This is a genomic window from Leifsonia naganoensis, from assembly GCF_013410615.1.
GTDB lineage: Bacteria > Actinomycetota > Actinomycetes > Actinomycetales > Microbacteriaceae > Leifsonia > Leifsonia aquatica.
Map to the genome: position 1 here is coordinate 815383 of NZ_JACCHJ010000001.1, position 17887 is coordinate 833269.

At 70.0% G+C, this 17887-nt stretch carries 15 protein-coding genes, 1 tRNA gene and 1 other RNA gene; 5 read left to right on the top strand and 12 right to left on the bottom strand.

Annotated elements, in window-relative coordinates:
- Nucleotides 1-95: 95 nt before the first annotated feature.
- From HNR14_RS03910 to ffs, 4 genes are all read right to left on the bottom strand, one after another.
- On the bottom strand, nt 96-1292 hold the full coding sequence (locus HNR14_RS03910) for an acetate/propionate family kinase (protein ID WP_179699967.1): 1197 nt from the start codon (nt 1290-1292) through the stop codon (nt 96-98).
- Nucleotides 1289-3412, bottom strand: a complete 2124-nt coding sequence (gene pta / locus HNR14_RS03915) for a phosphate acetyltransferase (RefSeq protein WP_179699968.1) — start codon at nt 3410-3412, stop codon at nt 1289-1291. Before pta ends, HNR14_RS03910 begins: the two co-directional genes overlap by 4 nt.
- A 3-nt stretch (nt 3413-3415) precedes the next feature.
- Nucleotides 3416-4762: a DUF1254 domain-containing protein gene (locus tag HNR14_RS03920; protein ID WP_343064408.1), complete on the bottom strand. Its 1347-nt coding sequence runs from the start codon at nt 4760-4762 to the stop codon at nt 3416-3418.
- A gap of 99 nt (nt 4763-4861) precedes the next feature.
- An RNA gene (gene ffs, locus HNR14_RS03925) (signal recognition particle sRNA small type) lies at nt 4862-4958 on the bottom strand.
- Between the two features lie 100 nt (nt 4959-5058).
- Between ffs and HNR14_RS03930 the strand changes: the two genes are divergently transcribed.
- Nucleotides 5059-5146 (top strand) — tRNA-Ser (locus HNR14_RS03930).
- 119 nt (nt 5147-5265) lie between these two features.
- Here HNR14_RS03930 and HNR14_RS03935 read toward each other — a convergent pair.
- Nucleotides 5266-6225 carry a GNAT family N-acetyltransferase gene (locus tag HNR14_RS03935; protein WP_179699969.1) on the bottom strand — a complete coding sequence of 320 codons (960 nt, stop codon included), beginning with the start codon at nt 6223-6225 and terminating at the stop codon, nt 5266-5268.
- A gap of 149 nt (nt 6226-6374) precedes the next feature.
- On the opposite strand from HNR14_RS03935, the gene HNR14_RS03940 reads away from it, so the two are divergent.
- Together HNR14_RS03940 and HNR14_RS03945 are read left to right on the top strand one after the other, a co-directional pair.
- Nucleotides 6375-6866: a hypothetical protein gene (locus HNR14_RS03940; RefSeq protein ID WP_179699970.1), complete on the top strand. Its 492-nt coding sequence runs from the start codon at nt 6375-6377 to the stop codon at nt 6864-6866.
- 93 nt (nt 6867-6959) lie between these two features.
- Nucleotides 6960-9062 carry a carboxypeptidase regulatory-like domain-containing protein gene (locus tag HNR14_RS03945; RefSeq protein ID WP_179699971.1) on the top strand — a complete coding sequence of 701 codons (2103 nt, stop codon included), beginning with the start codon at nt 6960-6962 and terminating at the stop codon, nt 9060-9062.
- Between the two features lie 147 nt (nt 9063-9209).
- Here HNR14_RS03945 and arfA read toward each other — a convergent pair whose 3' ends face one another.
- The 6 genes from arfA to HNR14_RS03975 form a co-directional block, all read right to left on the bottom strand.
- The gene (gene arfA / locus HNR14_RS03950; RefSeq protein WP_179699972.1) at nt 9210-10724 is read right to left on the bottom strand and encodes an arabinosylfuranosidase ArfA; all 1515 of its coding nucleotides are present in this window, start codon (nt 10722-10724) and stop codon (nt 9210-9212) included.
- Entirely contained in the window at nt 10721-12031 is a 1311-nt protein-coding gene (locus HNR14_RS03955) for a family 1 glycosylhydrolase (RefSeq protein ID WP_179699973.1), read from the bottom strand. The genes arfA and HNR14_RS03955 overlap by 4 nt, the downstream gene beginning before the upstream one ends.
- Nucleotides 12031-12918 (bottom strand): carbohydrate ABC transporter permease, encoded by an 888-nt coding sequence (locus tag HNR14_RS03960; protein WP_179699974.1) that lies wholly within the window; start codon nt 12916-12918, stop codon nt 12031-12033. The genes HNR14_RS03955 and HNR14_RS03960 overlap by 1 nt, the downstream gene beginning before the upstream one ends.
- Entirely contained in the window at nt 12918-13865 is a 948-nt protein-coding gene (locus tag HNR14_RS03965; RefSeq protein ID WP_179699975.1) for a carbohydrate ABC transporter permease, read from the bottom strand. Before HNR14_RS03965 ends, HNR14_RS03960 begins: the two co-directional genes overlap by 1 nt.
- Before the next feature lie 63 nt (nt 13866-13928).
- Nucleotides 13929-15188 carry an ABC transporter substrate-binding protein gene (locus tag HNR14_RS03970; RefSeq protein WP_179699976.1) on the bottom strand — a complete coding sequence of 420 codons (1260 nt, stop codon included), beginning with the start codon at nt 15186-15188 and terminating at the stop codon, nt 13929-13931.
- A 125-nt stretch (nt 15189-15313) separates the two neighbouring features.
- On the bottom strand, nt 15314-16366 hold the full coding sequence (locus HNR14_RS03975) for a substrate-binding domain-containing protein (RefSeq protein ID WP_179699977.1): 1053 nt from the start codon (nt 16364-16366) through the stop codon (nt 15314-15316).
- Nucleotides 16367-16450: 84 nt separating this feature from the next.
- On the opposite strand from HNR14_RS03975, the gene HNR14_RS03980 reads away from it, so the two are divergent.
- Both HNR14_RS03980 and HNR14_RS03985 read left to right on the top strand, forming a co-directional pair.
- Complete coding sequence (locus tag HNR14_RS03980; protein WP_179699978.1) at nt 16451-16678, top strand: hypothetical protein; 228 nt, start codon at nt 16451-16453, stop codon at nt 16676-16678.
- A 51-nt stretch (nt 16679-16729) separates the two neighbouring features.
- A complete protein-coding gene (locus HNR14_RS03985; RefSeq protein WP_343064409.1) occupies nt 16730-17266 on the top strand; it encodes a hypothetical protein in 537 nt (178 codons plus the stop codon).
- A gap of 9 nt (nt 17267-17275) precedes the next feature.
- On the opposite strand, the gene HNR14_RS21285 is transcribed toward HNR14_RS03985, so the two are convergent.
- Nucleotides 17276-17884: a GNAT family N-acetyltransferase gene (locus HNR14_RS21285; protein ID WP_179699980.1), complete on the bottom strand. Its 609-nt coding sequence runs from the start codon at nt 17882-17884 to the stop codon at nt 17276-17278.
- Nucleotides 17885-17887: the final 3 nt, after the last annotated feature.

The window sequence follows — 17887 nt, forward strand, 5'->3', positions numbered from 1 at the left end:
GGATGGTGGCGGGGCGGCGCCGCGGGGATCGGGCGGGGGGCTTCCGCCGTCCGTCTCCCTCGCCGCCCCGTCGCCGCATCGTGGATCCTGTCCGATCAGCCCTCGCCCGAGACCGCCTGGAGGGATTGCCGGGCGATCTCCAGCTCCTCGTTCGTCGGCACGACCAGCACGGTCACCGGTGAGTCGTCGGCGGAGATCACGCGGGCGTCGCGCGACGTGGACGCGTTCCGCTCGGGGTCCAGCCGGATCCCGAGCACCTCGAGGCCCGCCAGCGTCTCCGCGCGCAGCTGCACGTCGTTCTCGCCGACGCCCGCGGTGAAGGTGAGCACGTCGAGGCCGCCGAGCAGGGCGGTGTACGCGCCGATGTAGTGCCGCAGCCGGTGCACCACCGTGTCGATGGCCAGCCGTGCGGACGCATCGCCGGCTTCGGCCGCGTGGCGCACGTCGCGCATGTCGCCGCGTCCGGCCAGGCCCAAGAGGCCGCTGCGCCGGTTGAGCAGCTCGTCGAGAGCATCCGTGTCGAGGTGGGCGCGCCGCGCCAGGTGGAGCAGCACCGCCGGGTCGAGGTCGCCCGAGCGGGTGCCCATGACGAGACCCTCCAACGGCGTCAGCCCCATCGACGTCTCCACCGAGCGTCCTGCGTCGACCGCACAGGCCGAGGCGCCGTTGCCGAGGTGCAGCACGATCTGCTTCAACTCCGCGAGCGGGCGCCCGAGGAACTCCGCGGCGGTCTCCGAGACGTACTTGTGCGACGTCCCGTGGAATCCGTAGCGGCGGACACGGTACTTGTCGGCCAGCTCCGCGTCGATCGCGTACGTGTACGCGGCAGGCGGGAGGGTCTGGTGGAACGCGGTGTCGAAGACGGCCACGTGCGGCACGTCCGGGAACGCCTTCTCGGCCGCCCGGATGCCCTGCAGGTTGGCGGGGTTGTGCAGCGGCGCGAGGTCGGCGAGGTCCTCGATGTTGATCTCGACCAGCGGGGTCACGATGGTCGGCTCGAAGAACCGCTTGCCGCCGTGGACGACCCGGTGGCCGACCGCGACGAGAGGGTTCTCGTCGAGACTCGGCCCCTCGCTCGCGAAGAGGTCGAGCATCGCGCGGAACCCGGCGGTGTGGTCCGGGATGGGGAGCGAGCGCTCGGTCGTCCCGCCCGGCCCACGGTGGCGGATGTGCCCGGACTCCTCGCCGATCCGCTCGATGAGGCCGCTCGCGAGCGCCTCCTCGGTGCCGGCGTCGATCAGCTGGTACTTGAGCGAGGAGGAGCCGCTGTTCACCACGAGGACGGCGCTCATGCCAGGGCCGCCTGGATCGCGGTGATGGCGACGGTGTTCACGATGTCCTCCACGGTCGCTCCGCGCGACAGGTCGTTGATCGGCTTGCGCAGGCCCTGAAGCACCGGCCCGATCGCGACGGCGCCTGCACTGCGCTGCACCGCCTTGTAGGTGTTGTTGCCGGTGTTGAGGTCGGGGAACACGAAGACGGTCGCGCGTCCGGCGACGTCGGAGCCCGGCATCTTCGCGGCGCCGACCGCGGCGTCCGCAGCGGCGTCGTACTGGATGGGGCCGGCCACCGCCAGCTGCGGCGCCCGCTCCCGCACCAGGGCCGTCGCGGCGCGCACCTTGTCGACGTCCGCCCCGGCTCCGGAGTCGCCGGTCGAGTAGGAGAGCATGGCCACACGCGGTGCGATACCGAACTGGTCGGCCGTGCGCGCGGACGACACGGCGATGTCGGCCAGCTGCTCGGCGGTCGGGTCCGGGATGACCGCGCAGTCGCCGTAGACGAGCACGCGGTCGGCGAGCGCCATCAGGAACACGCTGGAGACGACGAACACCCCCGGCGTGGTCTTGATGATCTCGAAGGCCGGGCGGATGGTGTGCGCGGTCGTGTGAGCCGCCCCGGACACCATCCCGTCGGCCAGGCCGAGGTGCACCATCATCGTTCCGAAGTACGAGGAGTCGGTGACCGTGTCCGACGCCTGGTCGACCGTGATCCCCTTGTGGGCGCGCAGCTTGGCGTACTCCGTGGCGAAGCGGAACCGCAGCACGTCGTCGAACGGGCTGATGACCTCGGCCCGCGAGAGGTCGAGGCCCAGCTCGATGGCGCGTGAGCGCACCTCGAACGGCTCCCCCAGGATCGTGAGACGGGCGACGCCACGTGCGAGCAGCGTGCCGGCCGCGCGCAGGATGCGGTCGTCCTCCCCCTCCGGGAGCACGATGTGCTTGTTCGCGGCGCGCGCCCGCTCGATCAGGTCGTACTCGAACATCAGCGGCGTGACGACGTCGTGCCGCGTCACGTCGAGGCGGCCCAGCAGGGCGTCCGCGTCGACGTGCCGCTCGAAGAGCGCGAGGGCCGTGTCGTACTTGCGCTGCGAGTCGGCGGCCAGGCGGCCGCGCGCGTGCGTGATCCGCACCACGGTGTCGTAGGTGTCGAGCCCGGTGCGGACGATCGGCAGCGGCGAACGCAGGCCGGCGAGCAGCCGCTCGATCGGCTCCGGGAGGTCGAACCCTCCGTTCAGGACGATTCCCGCGATCGACGGGAAGGTCCCCGACGCGTTCGCCATCAGGACGGCAAGCAGCACCTCGGTGCGGTCGCCGGGGACCACGACGACCGCGCCCTCCACGAGCCGCGGGAGGACGTTGTCCATCGACATGCCGGCGACGACGACGTCGAGCGCCTCCCGGCCGAGGAGGGTCTCGTCGCCCGCGATGAGCGTCGCGCCCGTCGCCTCGACGATGGACCGGATGCTCGGCGCGACCAGGAACTCGTCCTCCGGGATGGCCCAGACCGGCGGCCGGTCGCCGCCGCGCTCGGCCGGGACGATCTCGGTGATCGCCTCGACGATCTCGTCGAGGCGGGAGCCGTCGGCGCGGTTGGCGACCACGGCGAGCAGACCGGCATGCTCCGCGCGCATCTCGACGAGAGCGAGCTCGGCGAGGTGCTGCAGATCTTCGGGCGAGCGCGGTTCGGCCTGGCCGAGACGCTCCCCGAAGCCCTGCCCGACGCGGCCGCCCAGCACGAGCAGCACGGGCGCGCCCAGGTTCGCGGCGATGCGCGCGTTGTAGCCGAGCTCCGTCGGGCTGCCGACGTCGGTGTAGTCGGAGCCGAGGATGACCACCGTGTCGAACCGGGACTCCACGGCTCGGAACCGGTGCACGATCTCGGCGAGCGCCGCATCCGCGTCGACGTGGACGTCCTCGTAGGTGACGCCGATGGCCTCTTCATACGAGAGGTCGGCCGTGACGCGTTCCAGCAGCAGCTCGAGCACGTAGTCGCGCTCGACCGTCGAGCGGGCGATCGGGCGGAACACGCCGACCCGGCCCACGGAGTGCCGCAGCGCCTCGATGACGCCGAGCGCGACCGTCGACTTGCCGGTGTGGCCCTCGGCGGAGGTGATGTACAGCGAACGGACCACGTCTCAGCCGATCCGCTCGATGGCCGGCAGACGGTACTCGCCCGAGAGCACGGCGGCTCCCGGCGCGTACATGCGCATCAGCGGGCGGAACTCCCCCTCCGGCGTCGGCAGCCAGTTGGCGGCCGCGGTGGGATCGGTCGGTCGGGTGGTGCTCATCGTGATCGTCAGTCCTCCGTCGTCGTCGTACACGATCCCCCTCGTGCGTTCGCCCAGGGAGTACCGGTCCGCCGCGTTCGCGACGAGGAAGTACCCCGGGAGGTCGTACATCGTGAGGGACCAGAAGGCGCCGACCGGCGGGGTCGGCGCGAGGCGCAGGCGGTACACGTGCTCACCCGTGAGCGCGTTGCCGTCCGCATCCTCGTACGTCGCGGAGTACACGGCCTCGTAGCCGTGGTTGCCCCACAGCCCGCCGAGGGCCGCGCCGGCGCGGACGGCGTACCGGGTGCGCGGGTCGTCGAGCTTCCAGGCCGGGTCGTCGAGCGTCCCGACCTCGAAGAAGTCGAGGTTGTAGTCGAACGAGTGCAGGGTGAGCTGCCAGTGGTCGACGACCGGCGCTCCGGTGCGCAGGGAGGCCTCGAGCGCCTCCTTGCCCACCGCGTAGCCGGTCTCGAGTGCGGCCTGGACCTCCGCCGGGAGCGCCTCGACGGGGACGTCCCCGGTGAGGCCGAGCTCGGCGTACGTCGCGAGCGCGGCGCGATCGCGCTCGGCCGGCGGGAACGCCTGCGACCACACCCGCATCCGCTCGAAGAAGGTCAGCGCCTCGGTCGCCGCGGGCGCCACCGGGGGCACGCCGTCGGGAGGCGTCAGCGACCGGCGCAGCGGGGTCAGCGTCAGGGCGTCCTGGAGGGCGTGCACGGCAGGGAGGTCCTCCTCGCCGTCCACGGCCCAGCGGCCGACGATGGAGGCGATGCGGGTCGGGAAATGGATGCGCGTCGGGCCGCCGGCGGGATCGTCCGGGTCGGCCTCCGGTCCCTCCCAGTCGGGCGGGAGCAGCAGGAAGTCCCCCGCTCCGCCTCCCGTCGCGCGGGTGCCGATGTAGGCGAAGTTCTCGGTCCACGCCGAGACGAACTGCAGCACGTAGTAGCGTTCCCCCGCCTCCGGGACGCTCAGCAGCACCGGCCCGACGCTGAGGTCGACCTGGGCCATCGAGTAGACGGTGTCGTTGTTGATCGACACGAACGTGTCGGCCGGTCCGGCCAGCGTGCGCCCGTGGCCGAACACGTTGTACGGGGTGGGAGGGACGGCGCCGATCCCGGCGCTCACGAAACGTTCGACCTGCTCCAGGTCGAACACCAGGGGGAAGCCCACGACATACGCTTCGGAGGCCAGCTCGGCCATCTGCTCGGTCACTCCACCATTCCATTCTTCGGCGGGATGCCCATTCTACAGAACGTAGAAGAGCGGGCGATGCTGCCCTCACTCTACGCGGGCGCCCCGCGGCGATGGAATGAAAAAGACCCCCCACGCACCCGCCAGAGCCCGGTTACCCTTGCTGCGTTTCCGCCCTGGGGGAGTTGGCCTGGATGGCGCCACGTGGGGAGCCGTCGAACAGTCTAGCGGGTCGATCTGGGGGCTCGTGCACGGACCCCCTCCTCGCGTCCGCTAGGATATTGTGAGCCGTCGCCCGCAAGGCGGTGGCAACCCAAGGAGAATTCGCCTAGTGGCCTATGGCGCACGCTTGGAAAGCGTGTTGGGTGCAAGCCCTCGGGGGTTCGAATCCCCCATTCTCCGCCAGTAGTCCCTCTCTCTCGCCGCGCGCCGGTCGCGACATTCGTGCCGAATGTCGACTTTGGAGCCGCGCAAGCCGACATTCGGCACGAATGTGTCGGCGCGGCCACGCACGCTGGGGCGCTTCAGAGCTCGATGCTGTAGTGCACCTGGGTGTCGTGGGTGACGAACCCGGCGCTCTCGTAGAGCCGCAGCTCCGCGCTCGACGGGTCGGCATCGGCCCGGAGGCTGGCGCGTCCGTAGCCCTTGGCCTGCACGTCCCGCAGGGCGTGCGAGATCAGGGCCTCCGCGACGCCGCGATCCTCGTACGCGGGCCGCGAGGCGATGACCCGGAAGTAGGCGTCGCGGACACCGGTCGCCACAGTCTCCGCCTCCCACGAGACCACCAGCACCACCCCGGCCGCCGCCCCGCTCTCGACATCGCGGAGCAGGAAGCTCGACTCGGGCCGGAAGCTGGAGTTCACCGCCCAGACGTTCCACTCCTCGGCGCTGAGCTGCGACCTCCCCTCGGCCAGGGCGACCTCGTTGCGGACCGCGCGGAACTCCTCGTCGGTCTCGACCGTGTAGCCCTCGATCCGCAGGCCGTCGGGGATCGGGGCGTCCGGGATGGCGGCGCCGAGTGGATGCCGCAGGTGCCGGCTCCATTTCGTCGCCGTCATGCCCGCCGCACGGTACAAGGCGACGGCGCCGTCGACATGCTCGCCGTAGACGGATTCGACGACCAGCCGGAGCGTGGGGTGATGCAGTGCGTGCAGCTCCTGAGCGGTCTCCACACCGTGGCGCATGAGCCGCGTTCCGAGTCCCCGGCGGCGATGGGTGGGGCGCACGGCACCGGCCGCCTGCACCCGGTGGACGATCTCGGCCGCCGGCTTGTAGTGCACCGCCGAGAAGCCGACCATCGTCGCGCCGTCGAACACGGCCAGGGTGGAGGTCGGGAGGTCGTCGACCGGAGACTCCAACTCCTCGGCCGCATCCTCCACGGTGTACTGCCCCCACACGTGGTCCTCCGCGTCGATCGCGTTCAGGAGGTCGGCCATCGCCGCACTGTCGGAGACGGTCAGCGGACGCCACGAGAGGTCGGTCACGCCGCAACCCTAGCGCCGAGGAGAGGCCGACGACGGCGCCGACATTCGTGCCGAATGTGCACTCTGGCGGCGCGTAAGTCGACATTCGGCACGAATGTGCGTGGCCCGCTCGCGGTACCGCTCTCTCAGCAGGGGCGTAGGGTCGGTGGATGTTGCAGAATCGCGAAGTCGGCGGGGCGACCATGGGGGCCGATCGGCCCACCGCGACCGGACAGATCATCTTCGGGCCGTGGGGGTATCTGAACCTCGCGGTCCCGGTGGCCGTCATCGCCGTGTACTTGTGGGCGCTCTCGCTCCAGCTCAGCGACCCGCTGGGGGCGCACTGGTCGTGGGTCGCCCTCATCGTCATCGTGGCGATCTCGGCGATGGGCTGGGCCAGCAGGAGGTTCGGGGCGGAGAGCAACCAGAGGCATCGGCGAGGCCCGCGCGATCTGCGTTACCGCACGCAGCAGATCGCGCCGTTCGCGGTCCTGGCGATCCTGCTGGTCGCGTTCCTCGGCTTCATCGTCGGCGCCTCCGGAATGTTGACCGCGATGAACGCGCTGGCGTGCGGGGTCACCCTGGGGCTGGCGCCGCTGTACTTCCAGAAGCCGCCGCCGGCGTCGGACGATCGGGCTGCGGGCGACCTCTCACGAATGTAAGCAGCGTGTAACGTCTCGGGGCATCTGGTCATACCGCGTGATAGCTTTTCGCGAGCGCGGTGCGCGCTGCTGGCCCGACCCGAAGAGGCTCCGATGACCGTGCCCCGCCCCATCCTCCGCGCCCGCCTCGCGCGTGCGGCCAGCATCGCCGCTGCGTCCATGATCCTTGCCGCTCTGGTGACGCCGCCGGCCCAGGCCGCCGTACCGGCGAGCACCGGGAGCATCAGCGGGACGGTTGCCGCTGCCGCCGCACCAGGAACGCCGCTGAGCGCCGTGTCCGTAACGCTCTACGATGCCGGCGGCGTGAGAAGCACCGCCGCCGGGCTGGCCGACGGCCACTTCGTCTTCGACAACCTGCCTGCCGGCTCCTACCGGCTCGGCTTCGAGTCATGGAACAGACCTGGCAACCTCCTCACCCCGTACTGGCGCGGCGCCCCGTCGCTCTCGACGGAGACGCCCATCGTCGTCGCGGACGGCGCGAGTGCCACGGTCCCGACCGTCCTCATCCCGGCGGGGGCGACGATCTCGGGAAGGGTGACCCACGATGGAGCACCGGTGGAGGCGACCTCCGTGATCCCGTACGACAGCACCGGATCCGCATTGCCGATCGTCGCGATCACCACCGACGCTGACGGCCGGTACACGATCGGCGGCCTGTGGCCGGGGACGTACCGAGTGCAGTTCTCCCCCGCGTACGGCATCGCCGCCCAATTCTGGAGCGGCAAAGGCTCCCTCGCGACCGCGACGCCGATCACCGTCACTGCGCAACAGGCGGTGACGGGTATCGATATGAAGGCGACCTCCGGCGCACGCGTGTCGGGGACGGTCCACTACAACGGCAGCGACCCCACCCACCGCTTGGTGGATACGCGGATCCTCCTCCAGTCGCCGGCCGGTGACGTCGCGCTGTATGCGACCGCGGACAGTACCGGGCGCTACTCCGTCAGCCAGGTGCCACCAGGCGACTACCGCGTTCACTTCTCCGGCCCGGGCTTCGACTCGGTCTACTACGGCGGCACCGTCTTCCCGACCCAAGCCGCTCTCGTCCATGTGTCGGCCGACCAGCAGGTCACGGGGATCGACGGGACGCTGTCGGACGAGGCGGTGATCACGGGCACGACGAGCTATGTGTACCACGGTCTCAGTCAGAAGCCCGTCGGGGTGCTCGCGTACGCTGTCACCGCTGACGGCCAGCGGGCGACCGTCGGTGCGGCCACGCCGGACAGTCTCGGCCGATACCGGATGAGGGGGCTGCCTGCCACGAAGGTCCTGGTGGAATTCACGTCGAGCCCGAACGTCAGTGTCGATCTCCTGTATCCCGCCGTCTCGGAGTACTGGCGCGACTCGCCCACGGCTGCACGGGCGACGCCGATCGATCTCATGCGGGGCCAGACCGTCAGCGGCATCGACGCGGTCCTCGCCGATGCCCCGCGGCCGGTTCCCCTGCACGACTACTCCGGAGACGGACCCGTCGACCTGCTTGCCATCGACGGCACGGGACGTCTCCTGAGCTACCGCACGAACGGGCGGCTCGGCTGGAGCACGCCGACGTCGAAGCAGGTCGGCTCGGGATGGGGCGCCATGCGACTCGTCGTCTCCGCCGGAGATTGGGACCTCGACGGCTACCCGGATGTCATCGGCGTGAACGCCGCAGGGGACCTCATGCTCTATCGGGGCAACGGGCACGACGGCTGGCTCTCCGCGAAGCGCATCGGATCCGGATGGGGCGGCATGACGGCGGTCGTGGCGGCGGGCGATTTCGTGGGCGACGGCCGCCCGGACCTCCTCGCGCGTGACGCTGCCGGCCGTCTCCTCCTCTTCGAGAGCAACGGCTTCGGCGATCTCGCCACGAGTGGGCAGGTCGTAGGAGTCGGGTGGAGCGGCATGACGACGATCATCGGCGGTTCCGATCTCACGGGTGACGGATTCGCCGACATCGTCGCCCGCGACAGCAGCGGACGCCTGCTCGTCTACCCGCACACGCCGGCCGGGTGGAAAGCACCCAACGTCATCGGCACCGGATGGAATGTGATGAACCGGATCCTCATCGCCGGCGACGACACCGGGGACGGTGCACCGGACGTCGTCGGTCGTGACGCGTCCGGTCAGCTGTGGGTCTATCCCTATACGCCCGGACGGTGGGGAGCCCCGGTGCGGATCGGCGTCGGCTGGAACATCTTCTCCTGGGTCGGTTGAACCGGGAGGTCAGCCGTCGGGGCCACCGGCGATGAGCGCTTTGCGGAAATGGAGCTCACCGAGACGGCACGACACGCCCTCCCCCGTGACGTCTCGTCGCGGAGAAGGGCGTGTCGTGACTATTCAGGGCGAGGTCGGGCCGAGCGCTCAGCCGAGCAGGATCTCCGTCCACGAGACGGCGGGGAGCTCGATCCGGAGGGTCGAGCCGTCGCGCGTGAACGGGGCCTCGGCGAGGGAGACGCGGTCGGGGTTCTCGAGCGTGTTGGCGGCGTCGAGGTCCGGGTCGCTCAGGGTACGGGCGCTCACGGTGAGGCCGGCCGCGTCGGCGCCGAGCTCGGCGAGGTCGATGACCAGCTCGGTGGGCGCGTCGACCGCGCGGCTGACCGCGTAGATCGCGTACCGGCCGGACTCGGCGTCGTGGGTGGCGACGGCATCCACGAGCGGAACCTCGCCGAAGCGCTCGGTCGGGTACGTGCCGCTGGTCACGTGGACGTCGAGGGCCACTCCCCGCCCGTTCGCCGACGTGGCGGCGAACGGGAAGAACGTCGTCTGGCGCCAGGCCGGCCCGCCGGGCTCGGTCATGATCGGGGCGATCACGTTGACGAGCTGGGCGAGGGAGGCGCTGGTCACACGGTCGGCGTGCTTGAGCAGGGTGATCAGGAGGCTGCCGAAGACGACAGCGTCCGAGACCGTGTAGGTGTCCTCGAGGAGGCGGGGCGCGGTCGGCCAGTTGTCGACGCCCGCAATGCGGTCGACGGTCTCGAAGCGGGTGTTGTACCAGATGTTCCACTCGTCGAAGGAGATGTCGACGGTCTTCGTGCTGCCGCGGACGGCCTTCACGTGATCGGCGGTCGCGACGACGCTGTTGATGAAGTAGTCCATGTCGACGCCCGAGGCGAGGAAGGCTTCGAGGTCGCCCGTGTTCTCGTAGTAGGCGTGGCAGGAGATGTACTCGACGTCCTCGTAGGCGTGCGTGAGCGTGACCCGCTCCCACTCGCCGAAGGTCGGCATCGACGAGCTCGAGGAGCCGCAGACGACGAGTTCGAGGTCCGGGTCGACCATCTTCATCGCCTGCGCGGTCTTCGCCGCGAGCGTGCCGTAGTACTCGGCGGTGCTGTGACCCACCTGCCAGGGCCCATCCATCTCGTTCCCGAGGCACCACATCTTGACGCCGAACGGGTCGGTGCGGCCGTTGGCGATCCGCTGCTCCGACAGGGCGGTCCCGCCGCGGTGGTTGGCGTACTCGAGCAGGTCGAGCGCCTCTGCGACGCCGCGGGTACCCAGGTTGACCGCGAGCATGAGCTCGCTGCCGACCTTGTCGAGCCAGTCCTGGAACTCGTGCAGGCCGATCTCGTTGCTCTCCGTCGAGTGCCAGGCGAGATCGAGCCGGGTGGGCCGCTCCTCGCGCGGGCCGACGGAGTCCTCCCACTTGAACCCCGAGACGAAGTTGCCGCCCGGGTAGCGCACGGTCGAGACGCCGAGCTCCTTGACGAGCTCGATCACGTCGGTGCGGAAGCCGTCGGCGTCCGCGCTCGGGTGGCCGGGCTCGTAGATGCCGTCGTACACGGCCCGCCCGAGGTGCTCGAGGAACGAGCCGTAGATCCTCGGGCTGATCGCACCGATGACGGCGGAGGGGCGGAGGGAGAGGTGTGCAGTGTTCATTCGTTCTTCCGTCGGTGGTCTGCGGTCGGTGAGGAGGTCGTGGTCGAGGCGGCGTCCGCCAGGCGGCGTGCGTGCTCGCGGTAGCGGTCGGCGACGGGGTTCGCCACACGCAGCAATCCGTCGGGCGACTCGACCAGGTCGTGGAGCCCCATCGTGAGGAGGTGGTCCGCCCGGGGCGCATCCGTGTGCCGCCAGGTCCACTCGTACATGTCGAAGAGCGGCCACCAGACGTAGCCCACGATGTCGGCGCCGTCGGCGCGCATCCCCTCGACGAGGGCGAGCGAGTCGTCGAGCCAGGCGAGTCGCTCGTCGACCGTGCCCGTCACGCAGGTCTCGGTGACCATCACGGGAGCGCCGTAGCGGCGCGCGAACGACAGCAGGGAATCCCGGAGTCCCTCCGCGCCGCGGTCGACGCTCGGTCGCGGGTCGGCGAAGCCGCCCCCGTGGCGCACGCCGGGTTCGAAGAGCTCGGTGGAATGACGCGGGTAGTAGTTGACGCCCATGATGTCCGGATGCACCGCGTTGGCGCGGAACCACTCCAGCTCGTCGTCCGGCACGGCCGAGGCCAGGCGGTCGCGCAACGGGTGGGCGGCATCCACGCGGCCGGTGACGAGGTCTTCCACGAGGTGGACCTGGTGGCGCAGCCGTTCGGCCTCCTCACGGTGCTCGGGCGCGGTGTCGTCGCCGATGAAGCTCATCGCCGCGTCCACGTGCACGAACACCGCACGGTCGCCGATCACCGACGCGATCGCCCTCTGGCTGCGCACGAATCCGCGGGCGAGGTTCGCCGCGATGCGGGCGAAGCCGTCCGCTCCCTCCAGGTACGGCGGCCAGTAGCCGTACTCTCCCGAGAAGAGGGCGTGGATGACGGGCTCGTTGACCGGCGTGTAGTCCGTCACCCGATCGCCGTACCGCTCGGCGAAGCGGCGGGCGTACTCCTCGACATGGCGCGGGTAGTCGGCATGCGCGAACTGCCCGTCCAGCCAGAGCGGCGTGCCGTAGTGCAGCAGGTCGACGATCGGCCGGATCCCGTGCCCGAGCATCGACTGGATCGCGCGGTCGGTCCACTCCCAATCCCAGACGCCCGGCTCGGGGGCGACACGGTACCAGGGCACGCCCCAGCGCAGGAGCTCGGCGCCGACACCGGCCGCGAGGGCGAAGTCGGCGCCGAACCGCTCGTAGTGCTCGGTCAGCTCGTACTCGTCGATCGGGCGCTCGCCGGACCGCGCCTGGGGCACGAAGGTGTCCTCGATGCCGAGCCCGAGGTGCAGCCGGCCGTCGCGGTACCAGCGGTCCGTCGTCGTCATCACTTGATCCCCGTGGTCGCGACGCTCTCGATGAAGCGCCGTTGCATGATCAGGAACATGACCGCGAGCGGGAGCACCGCGATCAGGGAGCCGGCCATCATCGTGCCGTAGGGGATGATGCCGCTCGGGCCGGTCAGCAGGGTGAGGCCCGACGTGATCGTCCCCATCTCAGGCGACGTCGTGAAGACGAGCGGCCAGAGCAGATCGTTCCAGTTGTTCACGAACGTGAAGATGGCGAGCGTCAGCATGGCGGGCACCGCGTTCGGCAGCACGATGCTCCGGAAGACGCGGAACTCCCCCGCCCCGTCGATGCGCGCCGCGTTGTCGAGGTCGCGGGGCAGCGACAGGAAGAACTGCCGCAGGAAGAAGATGCCGAACGCGTCGGCGGCGCGCGGGATGATCAGCCCGGCGAAGCTGTTCACCCAGCCGAGCTGCGCCACCAGCTGGTAGACGGGGATGAGCGTCGCCTGGAACGGGATCATCAGGCTGGCGACGATCACGACGAGGAGCACCCGGTTGCCGCGGAAGTCGAGCCGTGCCAGCGCGTAGGCCGCGAGCGAGTCGAAGAACAGCGCGAAGACCGTGACGCCTCCCGCGAAGACGAGACTGTTGAGGAACAGCCGCGCGAACGGGAGGTCGCTGAAGATCTTCGTGAAGTTGTCCAGCGTCCAGGTGCCCGGCACGAGGGTCGGCGGGAACGCGTTGACCTCGACCGCGGGCTTGAAGGCGGTGAACACGATGATCGCGACGGGCAGGAGCACGATCGCGGTGAGCGCCAGCACGGCGGCGAAGAGCAGCCAGCGCTCGGTGGTGCGGCCGATCCGGCGGCGCCCGCGCGAGGCTCCGGTCCGGACCGGCGCCGGGGTGGTTGCGGTTGCGGCGGTCATCAGGCGTTGTCCTTCTCGCGTCGTCCGAAGAACCGGAACTGCACCAGGCTGAGGATGAGGGTGGCGGCCAGCAGCACGTAGGAGAGCGCGGTGGCGACGCCGAGGTCGAGCTTCTTGAAGCCTTCCTGATAGATCTCCATCACGACGGTCTGGGTCGAGCGGTACGGGCCGCCGCCGGTCATGACGTAGATCTGGTCGAACGCCTGCAGGGCCGCGATCATCGCGAACACGATCACGAAGGCGAGCGTGTTGCTCAGCTGGGGCAGCGTGACGCTGATGAACCGGCGCCAGGCCCCCGCTCCGTCGATCTTCGCCGCCTCGTAGAGCGATTCCGGGATCTCCTGCAGGCCCGCGATGAAGATCACCATGTAGAAGCCGAAGTTCTTCCAGATCGCCACCAGCACGACGGTCGGCATCGCGAGCGCGGGATCCTGCAGGACGTTGCCGAGCTGGATGCCGATGGAGCGGAGCCAGTAGTTGAGGAGGCCGACCTGCGGGTCGAGCAGGTAGGTCCAGGCGAACGCGGCGACGGCGAGGGAGACGATGAACGGGAGGAAGAGCGCCGTGCGGAAGAACCCGCGGGCGATGAGCCTGCGGTTGCCGAGGAGCAGGGCGAGCAGCAGGGCCGCGATCAGGGCAGTCGGGGTGAACAGCACCGTGTAGACCGCGGTGTTGCCGAGGGTCGACAGGATGCGCGGGTCGGTGAAGACGCGCACGTAGTTGTCGAGACCGACCCACTCCTCGATCCCGAAGCCGCTGGCGTTGGTGAAGGAGAGTCTGAGCGCCGACAGCATCGGCCAGCCGACGAACGCGATCAGGATGACGAGGGCGGGCAGGAGGAACAGGAGTGCGATCGGCGCCTGGCGTCCCGAGCGCGGTCGCCCGCCGAGCGGGGCCGGCGGCCGGTACGCGCGCTTGCGCTCACGGGAGCGGGTGAGTGAGGTCATGGTCGCTTTCGTGGTGGGCGGCCGCCGTGACTGCGACGGCCGCCCGGGTGGATCACGGGTGTGTCAGTTCCCGAGGGCCTGCTGCACCTGGGAGGAGGCGGACTTCAGCAGGTCGGCGGGGTCGCCGCCGGTGAGCGCCTTCTGGGTGGCCTCATCGACCGCCGACAGCACGTCCGTGCTGTTGGCCACACCGGGCAGCAGCGGCCGGGCGTCGCCGACGAGGTCGGTGAGGGAGGCGACGACGGGGTTCGACGCCACCGCGGACGAGGGGATGTCGGTGCGCAGCGGCGGCCAGCCGGAACCCAGCGACCACTTCGTGGCGACCTCCTTGGTGAAGAAGTAGTCGAAGAACTTCTCGGCGGCGGCCTTCTTGGTCGAGTCGGCCTGCGCCGTCACCGCGGCCGAGATGCCGATCGTCGAGGCGGCGGAGCTCTTCGGCCCGGCGGGGATGCCGGCGATGCCGTAGTCGATCTTGTTCTCGGTGGCGACCGACGCCATCCACGGGCCGCCGATCTCCATCGCGGCCTTGCCCGAGGAGAAGAGCTTGTCGGAGGCGACGCCGTCGAGGCCGGTGGGCGAGATCTTGCCGTTGCGCACGGCGTCGGCCCAGTAGGTCAGCGTCTCGGTGTTGGCCTTCGAGTCGAGCGCGGACGTCGAGCCGTCGACGATCTCGCCGCCGTTGCCGTAGAAGAGGCTCGCCCACACGCCGTTGCCGACGGTGGCGTGGTCGGGCAGCGCGAGCCCGTACTGCTCGGGGGTGCCGTCGCCGTCCTCGTCGACCGTGAGCTTCTTGGCATCGGCGACCCACTCGTCCCACGTGGTCGGGAAGCTGCTGATCCCGGCCTTGTCGAAGAGAGTCTTGTTGTAGATGACCGAGAGGGGGACGAAGCCGGTCGGGACGCCGTAGTACGACCCGTCGACCTTCTCCATCTCGACGGCGCTCGGGTTCAGCGAGGCCTTCTTCGTCGCGTCGCTCGAGTAGAAGTCGTCGAGCTTCGCGAAGGCGCCCTTGGAGGCGTAGACCGGGAGGTTCTCCGCCGGCATGGCGACGATGTCCGGCCCCTTCTTGGCCGACAGCGCCGGGAGGAGGGTGTCGCCGATGACGGCCCAGGTCTTGGTGGTCGTCTTGATGGTGATCTCGTCCTGCGACTTGTTGAAGTCGTCGACGATCTGGTCGAGCACCTTGCCGTCGGCCTCCGTGTAGCCGTGCCAGAAGGTGAGCGTGACGGGGCCGGACGAGTCCGTGCCCGACGAGCCGGAGCAGCCCGCGAGCGCCAGGGAGACGCCGGCCGCGGCGGCGAGCGTCGCAAGCAGTTTCTTCATTGAATGCCTCTCGTGTGCCCGATCGCGTCGTGGATCGGGTCGGGTTTACAACGATGCAATTCCAACGTTGTAGAAGCGATTCTACAAACGTCGCCGGGCTCCGTCAACGTCGGTTTCCCGACGCCTCAGACCGAAGCGGAGACCGGCGTCCCGGCGCCGGCTTCAGCGAGCGCGGGAGCGGACTCCCGCTTCACCAGGGTCGCGGGCACGTCGAACAGCCGGGGGCCCGTCCCGGCCGGCACGCGGCCGGCGATCCGCTCGACCAGTGCCTCCACCGCGATCTCGGCGACGCGGCCGCGATTCGGGTCGACGGTCGACAGGCTCGGCATCGCGAACTGCGACTCCGTCACGTTGTCGTAGCCGATGACGGCGACCTCCTCCGGAACGGCCGCGTGGTGCTGGGCCAGGGTGCGCAGGGCACCGAGGGCGAGCTCATCGTTGAGCGCGAAGACCGCGTCGAACGGGACTCCCCTGTCCAGCAGCTCCTGCATCGCCTCCGCACCGTCCCGGCGGTGCCACCCCTCCCGCGCGACCACGAGCGCCGGGTCGAACGCGATCCCGGCCTGATCGAGGGCGTTGCGGTGGCCGCGGAGGCGCAGCGCAGCCGACCCGACCCGCTCCCCCTCGTGCGCGCCGAGCACCGCGATGCGCCGCCGGCCGCCGTCGAGCAGATGGCGGGTGGCCAGGGCGGCGCCCTCCACGTTCTGGATGACGACGTGGTCGGTGGGGCCGTCGAAGATCCGCTCTCCGAGCAGCACCAGCGGGTAGGAGACGTCGAGCACATCCGCGTCATCGATGGAGAGGCCGAGGGGCGAGAACAGGAGACCGTCCATCATGGCCGTCCGCGAGCCGGTGAGCAGGGCGATCTCAGCCTCCCGCACCCCTCCGGTCTGCTCGATGAGCACCACGTAGTCGCGGGCGCGTGCCGCCTCCAGCACGGCATCGGCCAGCTCAGCGAAGTAGCTGAAGCGGAGTTCGGGGACGGCAAGGCCGATCACACCCGTGCGGCCGGCGCGCAGCTGGCGGGCGGCGAGGTTCGGCTGGTACCCGAGCTCGGCGATCGCGGCCTGGACCTTCGCACGGGTCGACGGGCGCACGAACTCGAAATCGTTCACAACGTTAGAAACGGTCTTGACGGAAACCCCCGCCAAGGCCGCGACATCCCGGAGCGTCGCCACCTCTCACCCCTCCTCGATCTGGAGACATCCTATTCACACCTCACGGGTCGGCACCGCGAACCCGGTTCCTGTTAGATGGGGACGATGAGCAAGAAGATGTTCTCCCAGCTGTGCGCCACCGCGGTCATCGCGGTGATCACGCTGCTCATCGGGCGCTCGATGCACGACGTCGGCACCGTCGTCCTCTTCGCCGTCGGGGTGCTCGCGACCATCCTGAGCGCGTTCCGCGTGCGCAGCATCCGCGCCCGCGAACTCGCCGCGAAAGCGGCCCGTGTCCCCCAAAATGCCGCTACCGGAGACACCGACCGATAAGTCAGGCTCGGTTCGATGACAGAGCAACGGGAACTCGGACGGGAGACAGGCGTGACGCGCGAAACAGTGCTGCGCCCCTTCCGGTACCTGTTCACGCGCGGCGTGATCGCCATCCTGGCGCTGACGACCCCCGTGTTCGCCGTGCTCTACTGGCTGTCGATCCCCACCGGCGGCTGGCCGCTCGTGCTGATCGCGCACCTGCTGGTCGTGGCGGCCACCGTCCTCTGCGTCTACTCGTTCCTGAGCGTCACGATCACCGTCGGCACCGACGGGGTGCGGGAGCGCGGCTTCTTCGGCCGCGTGGTCGCCGTGCGTCCCTCGGAGGTCGGGTCGGTCCTCCTGGTGCAGCTCTACGAGAGCAGCACGCTCGACACCCTGCCCCAGCTCTTCATCACCGGGCTGGACGGCCGCCTCCTGATCCGGATGCGCGGGCAGTTCTGGTCCCTCGAGGACATGGAGCGCGTGGCCGAGGAGCTCGACATCCCCGTGACGCGCCCGCAGGACTCGATGACGCTGGCCCAGCTGCGGCGAACCTCCCCCGAACTGCTCTACTGGTTCGAGCGGGTCCCGGCGCTCGTCGGACGCTGACCCCGGGCGTCAGAGCGTCGCGTCGGTCGCGATCGCGAGGGCCGGAGCGTCCGGTGTGCTCGACGGCAGCTCGGTGAAGCCGAGCCGCTCGTAGAACGCCCGGGCGCCGTGGTTCGAGGGCGACATCGTGAGGTAGACCCCGGGCACGCCGCGTTCCCGCAAAGCCGCGAGCAGGGTGCGGATGAGCGCGCGCCCGAAGCCCTGGCCCTGCAGTTCGGGGAGCAGGTCGATGTGGAGGTGCGCCGGGAACCGGTCGACCTCGGGCACGATCGCCTCGCGCACGTCGAGTCCGAAGCCGATCGCCTGGCGTTCGGCGTCGTCCCTGGCCCGCTCCAATGGGTACTTCGCGCGGAACGCCGGGAGCCACTCGGCCTCGTACCAGTCGGCGAAGGCGAGGCTGTCGGCGACGGCGATCACATACCCGGCCACGTGGTCGCCCGCGTCGACGACGAAGGCGAGATCGGGCTGGTAGGCGACGTACGGGCCGGCGAAGACATCGGGCAGCAGGTCGTCGCTGGAGTACGCACCGGTCGCGTCCTGCCCGCTCGCCCCGGTCCGGACGCAGATCGCGTAGACATCGTCGCGGTCGGCCGGCTGGAAGGGACGGATCGAGCTCACCGT

Bases quoted from the DNA above. Each gene is read 5' to 3' on its own strand.
- HNR14_RS03980 (WP_179699978.1), top strand. From the start codon at position 16,451: ATGAGCAAGAAGATGTTCTCCCAGCTGTGCGCCACCGCGGTCATCGCG.
- HNR14_RS03965 (WP_179699975.1), bottom strand. From the start codon at position 13,865: ATGACCTCACTCACCCGCTCCCGTGAGCGCAAGCGCGCGTACCGGCCG.
- HNR14_RS03970 (WP_179699976.1), bottom strand. From the start codon at position 15,188: ATGAAGAAACTGCTTGCGACGCTCGCCGCCGCGGCCGGCGTCTCCCTG.
- HNR14_RS03945 (WP_179699971.1), top strand. From the start codon at position 6,960: ATGACCGTGCCCCGCCCCATCCTCCGCGCCCGCCTCGCGCGTGCGGCC.
- HNR14_RS03940 (WP_179699970.1), top strand. From the start codon at position 6,375: ATGTTGCAGAATCGCGAAGTCGGCGGGGCGACCATGGGGGCCGATCGG.
- HNR14_RS03910 (WP_179699967.1), bottom strand. From the start codon at position 1,292: ATGAGCGCCGTCCTCGTGGTGAACAGCGGCTCCTCCTCGCTCAAGTAC.
- arfA (WP_179699972.1), bottom strand. From the start codon at position 10,724: ATGAACACTGCACACCTCTCCCTCCGCCCCTCCGCCGTCATCGGTGCG.
- HNR14_RS03960 (WP_179699974.1), bottom strand. From the start codon at position 12,918: ATGACCGCCGCAACCGCAACCACCCCGGCGCCGGTCCGGACCGGAGCC.
- HNR14_RS03955 (WP_179699973.1), bottom strand. From the start codon at position 12,031: ATGACGACGACGGACCGCTGGTACCGCGACGGCCGGCTGCACCTCGGG.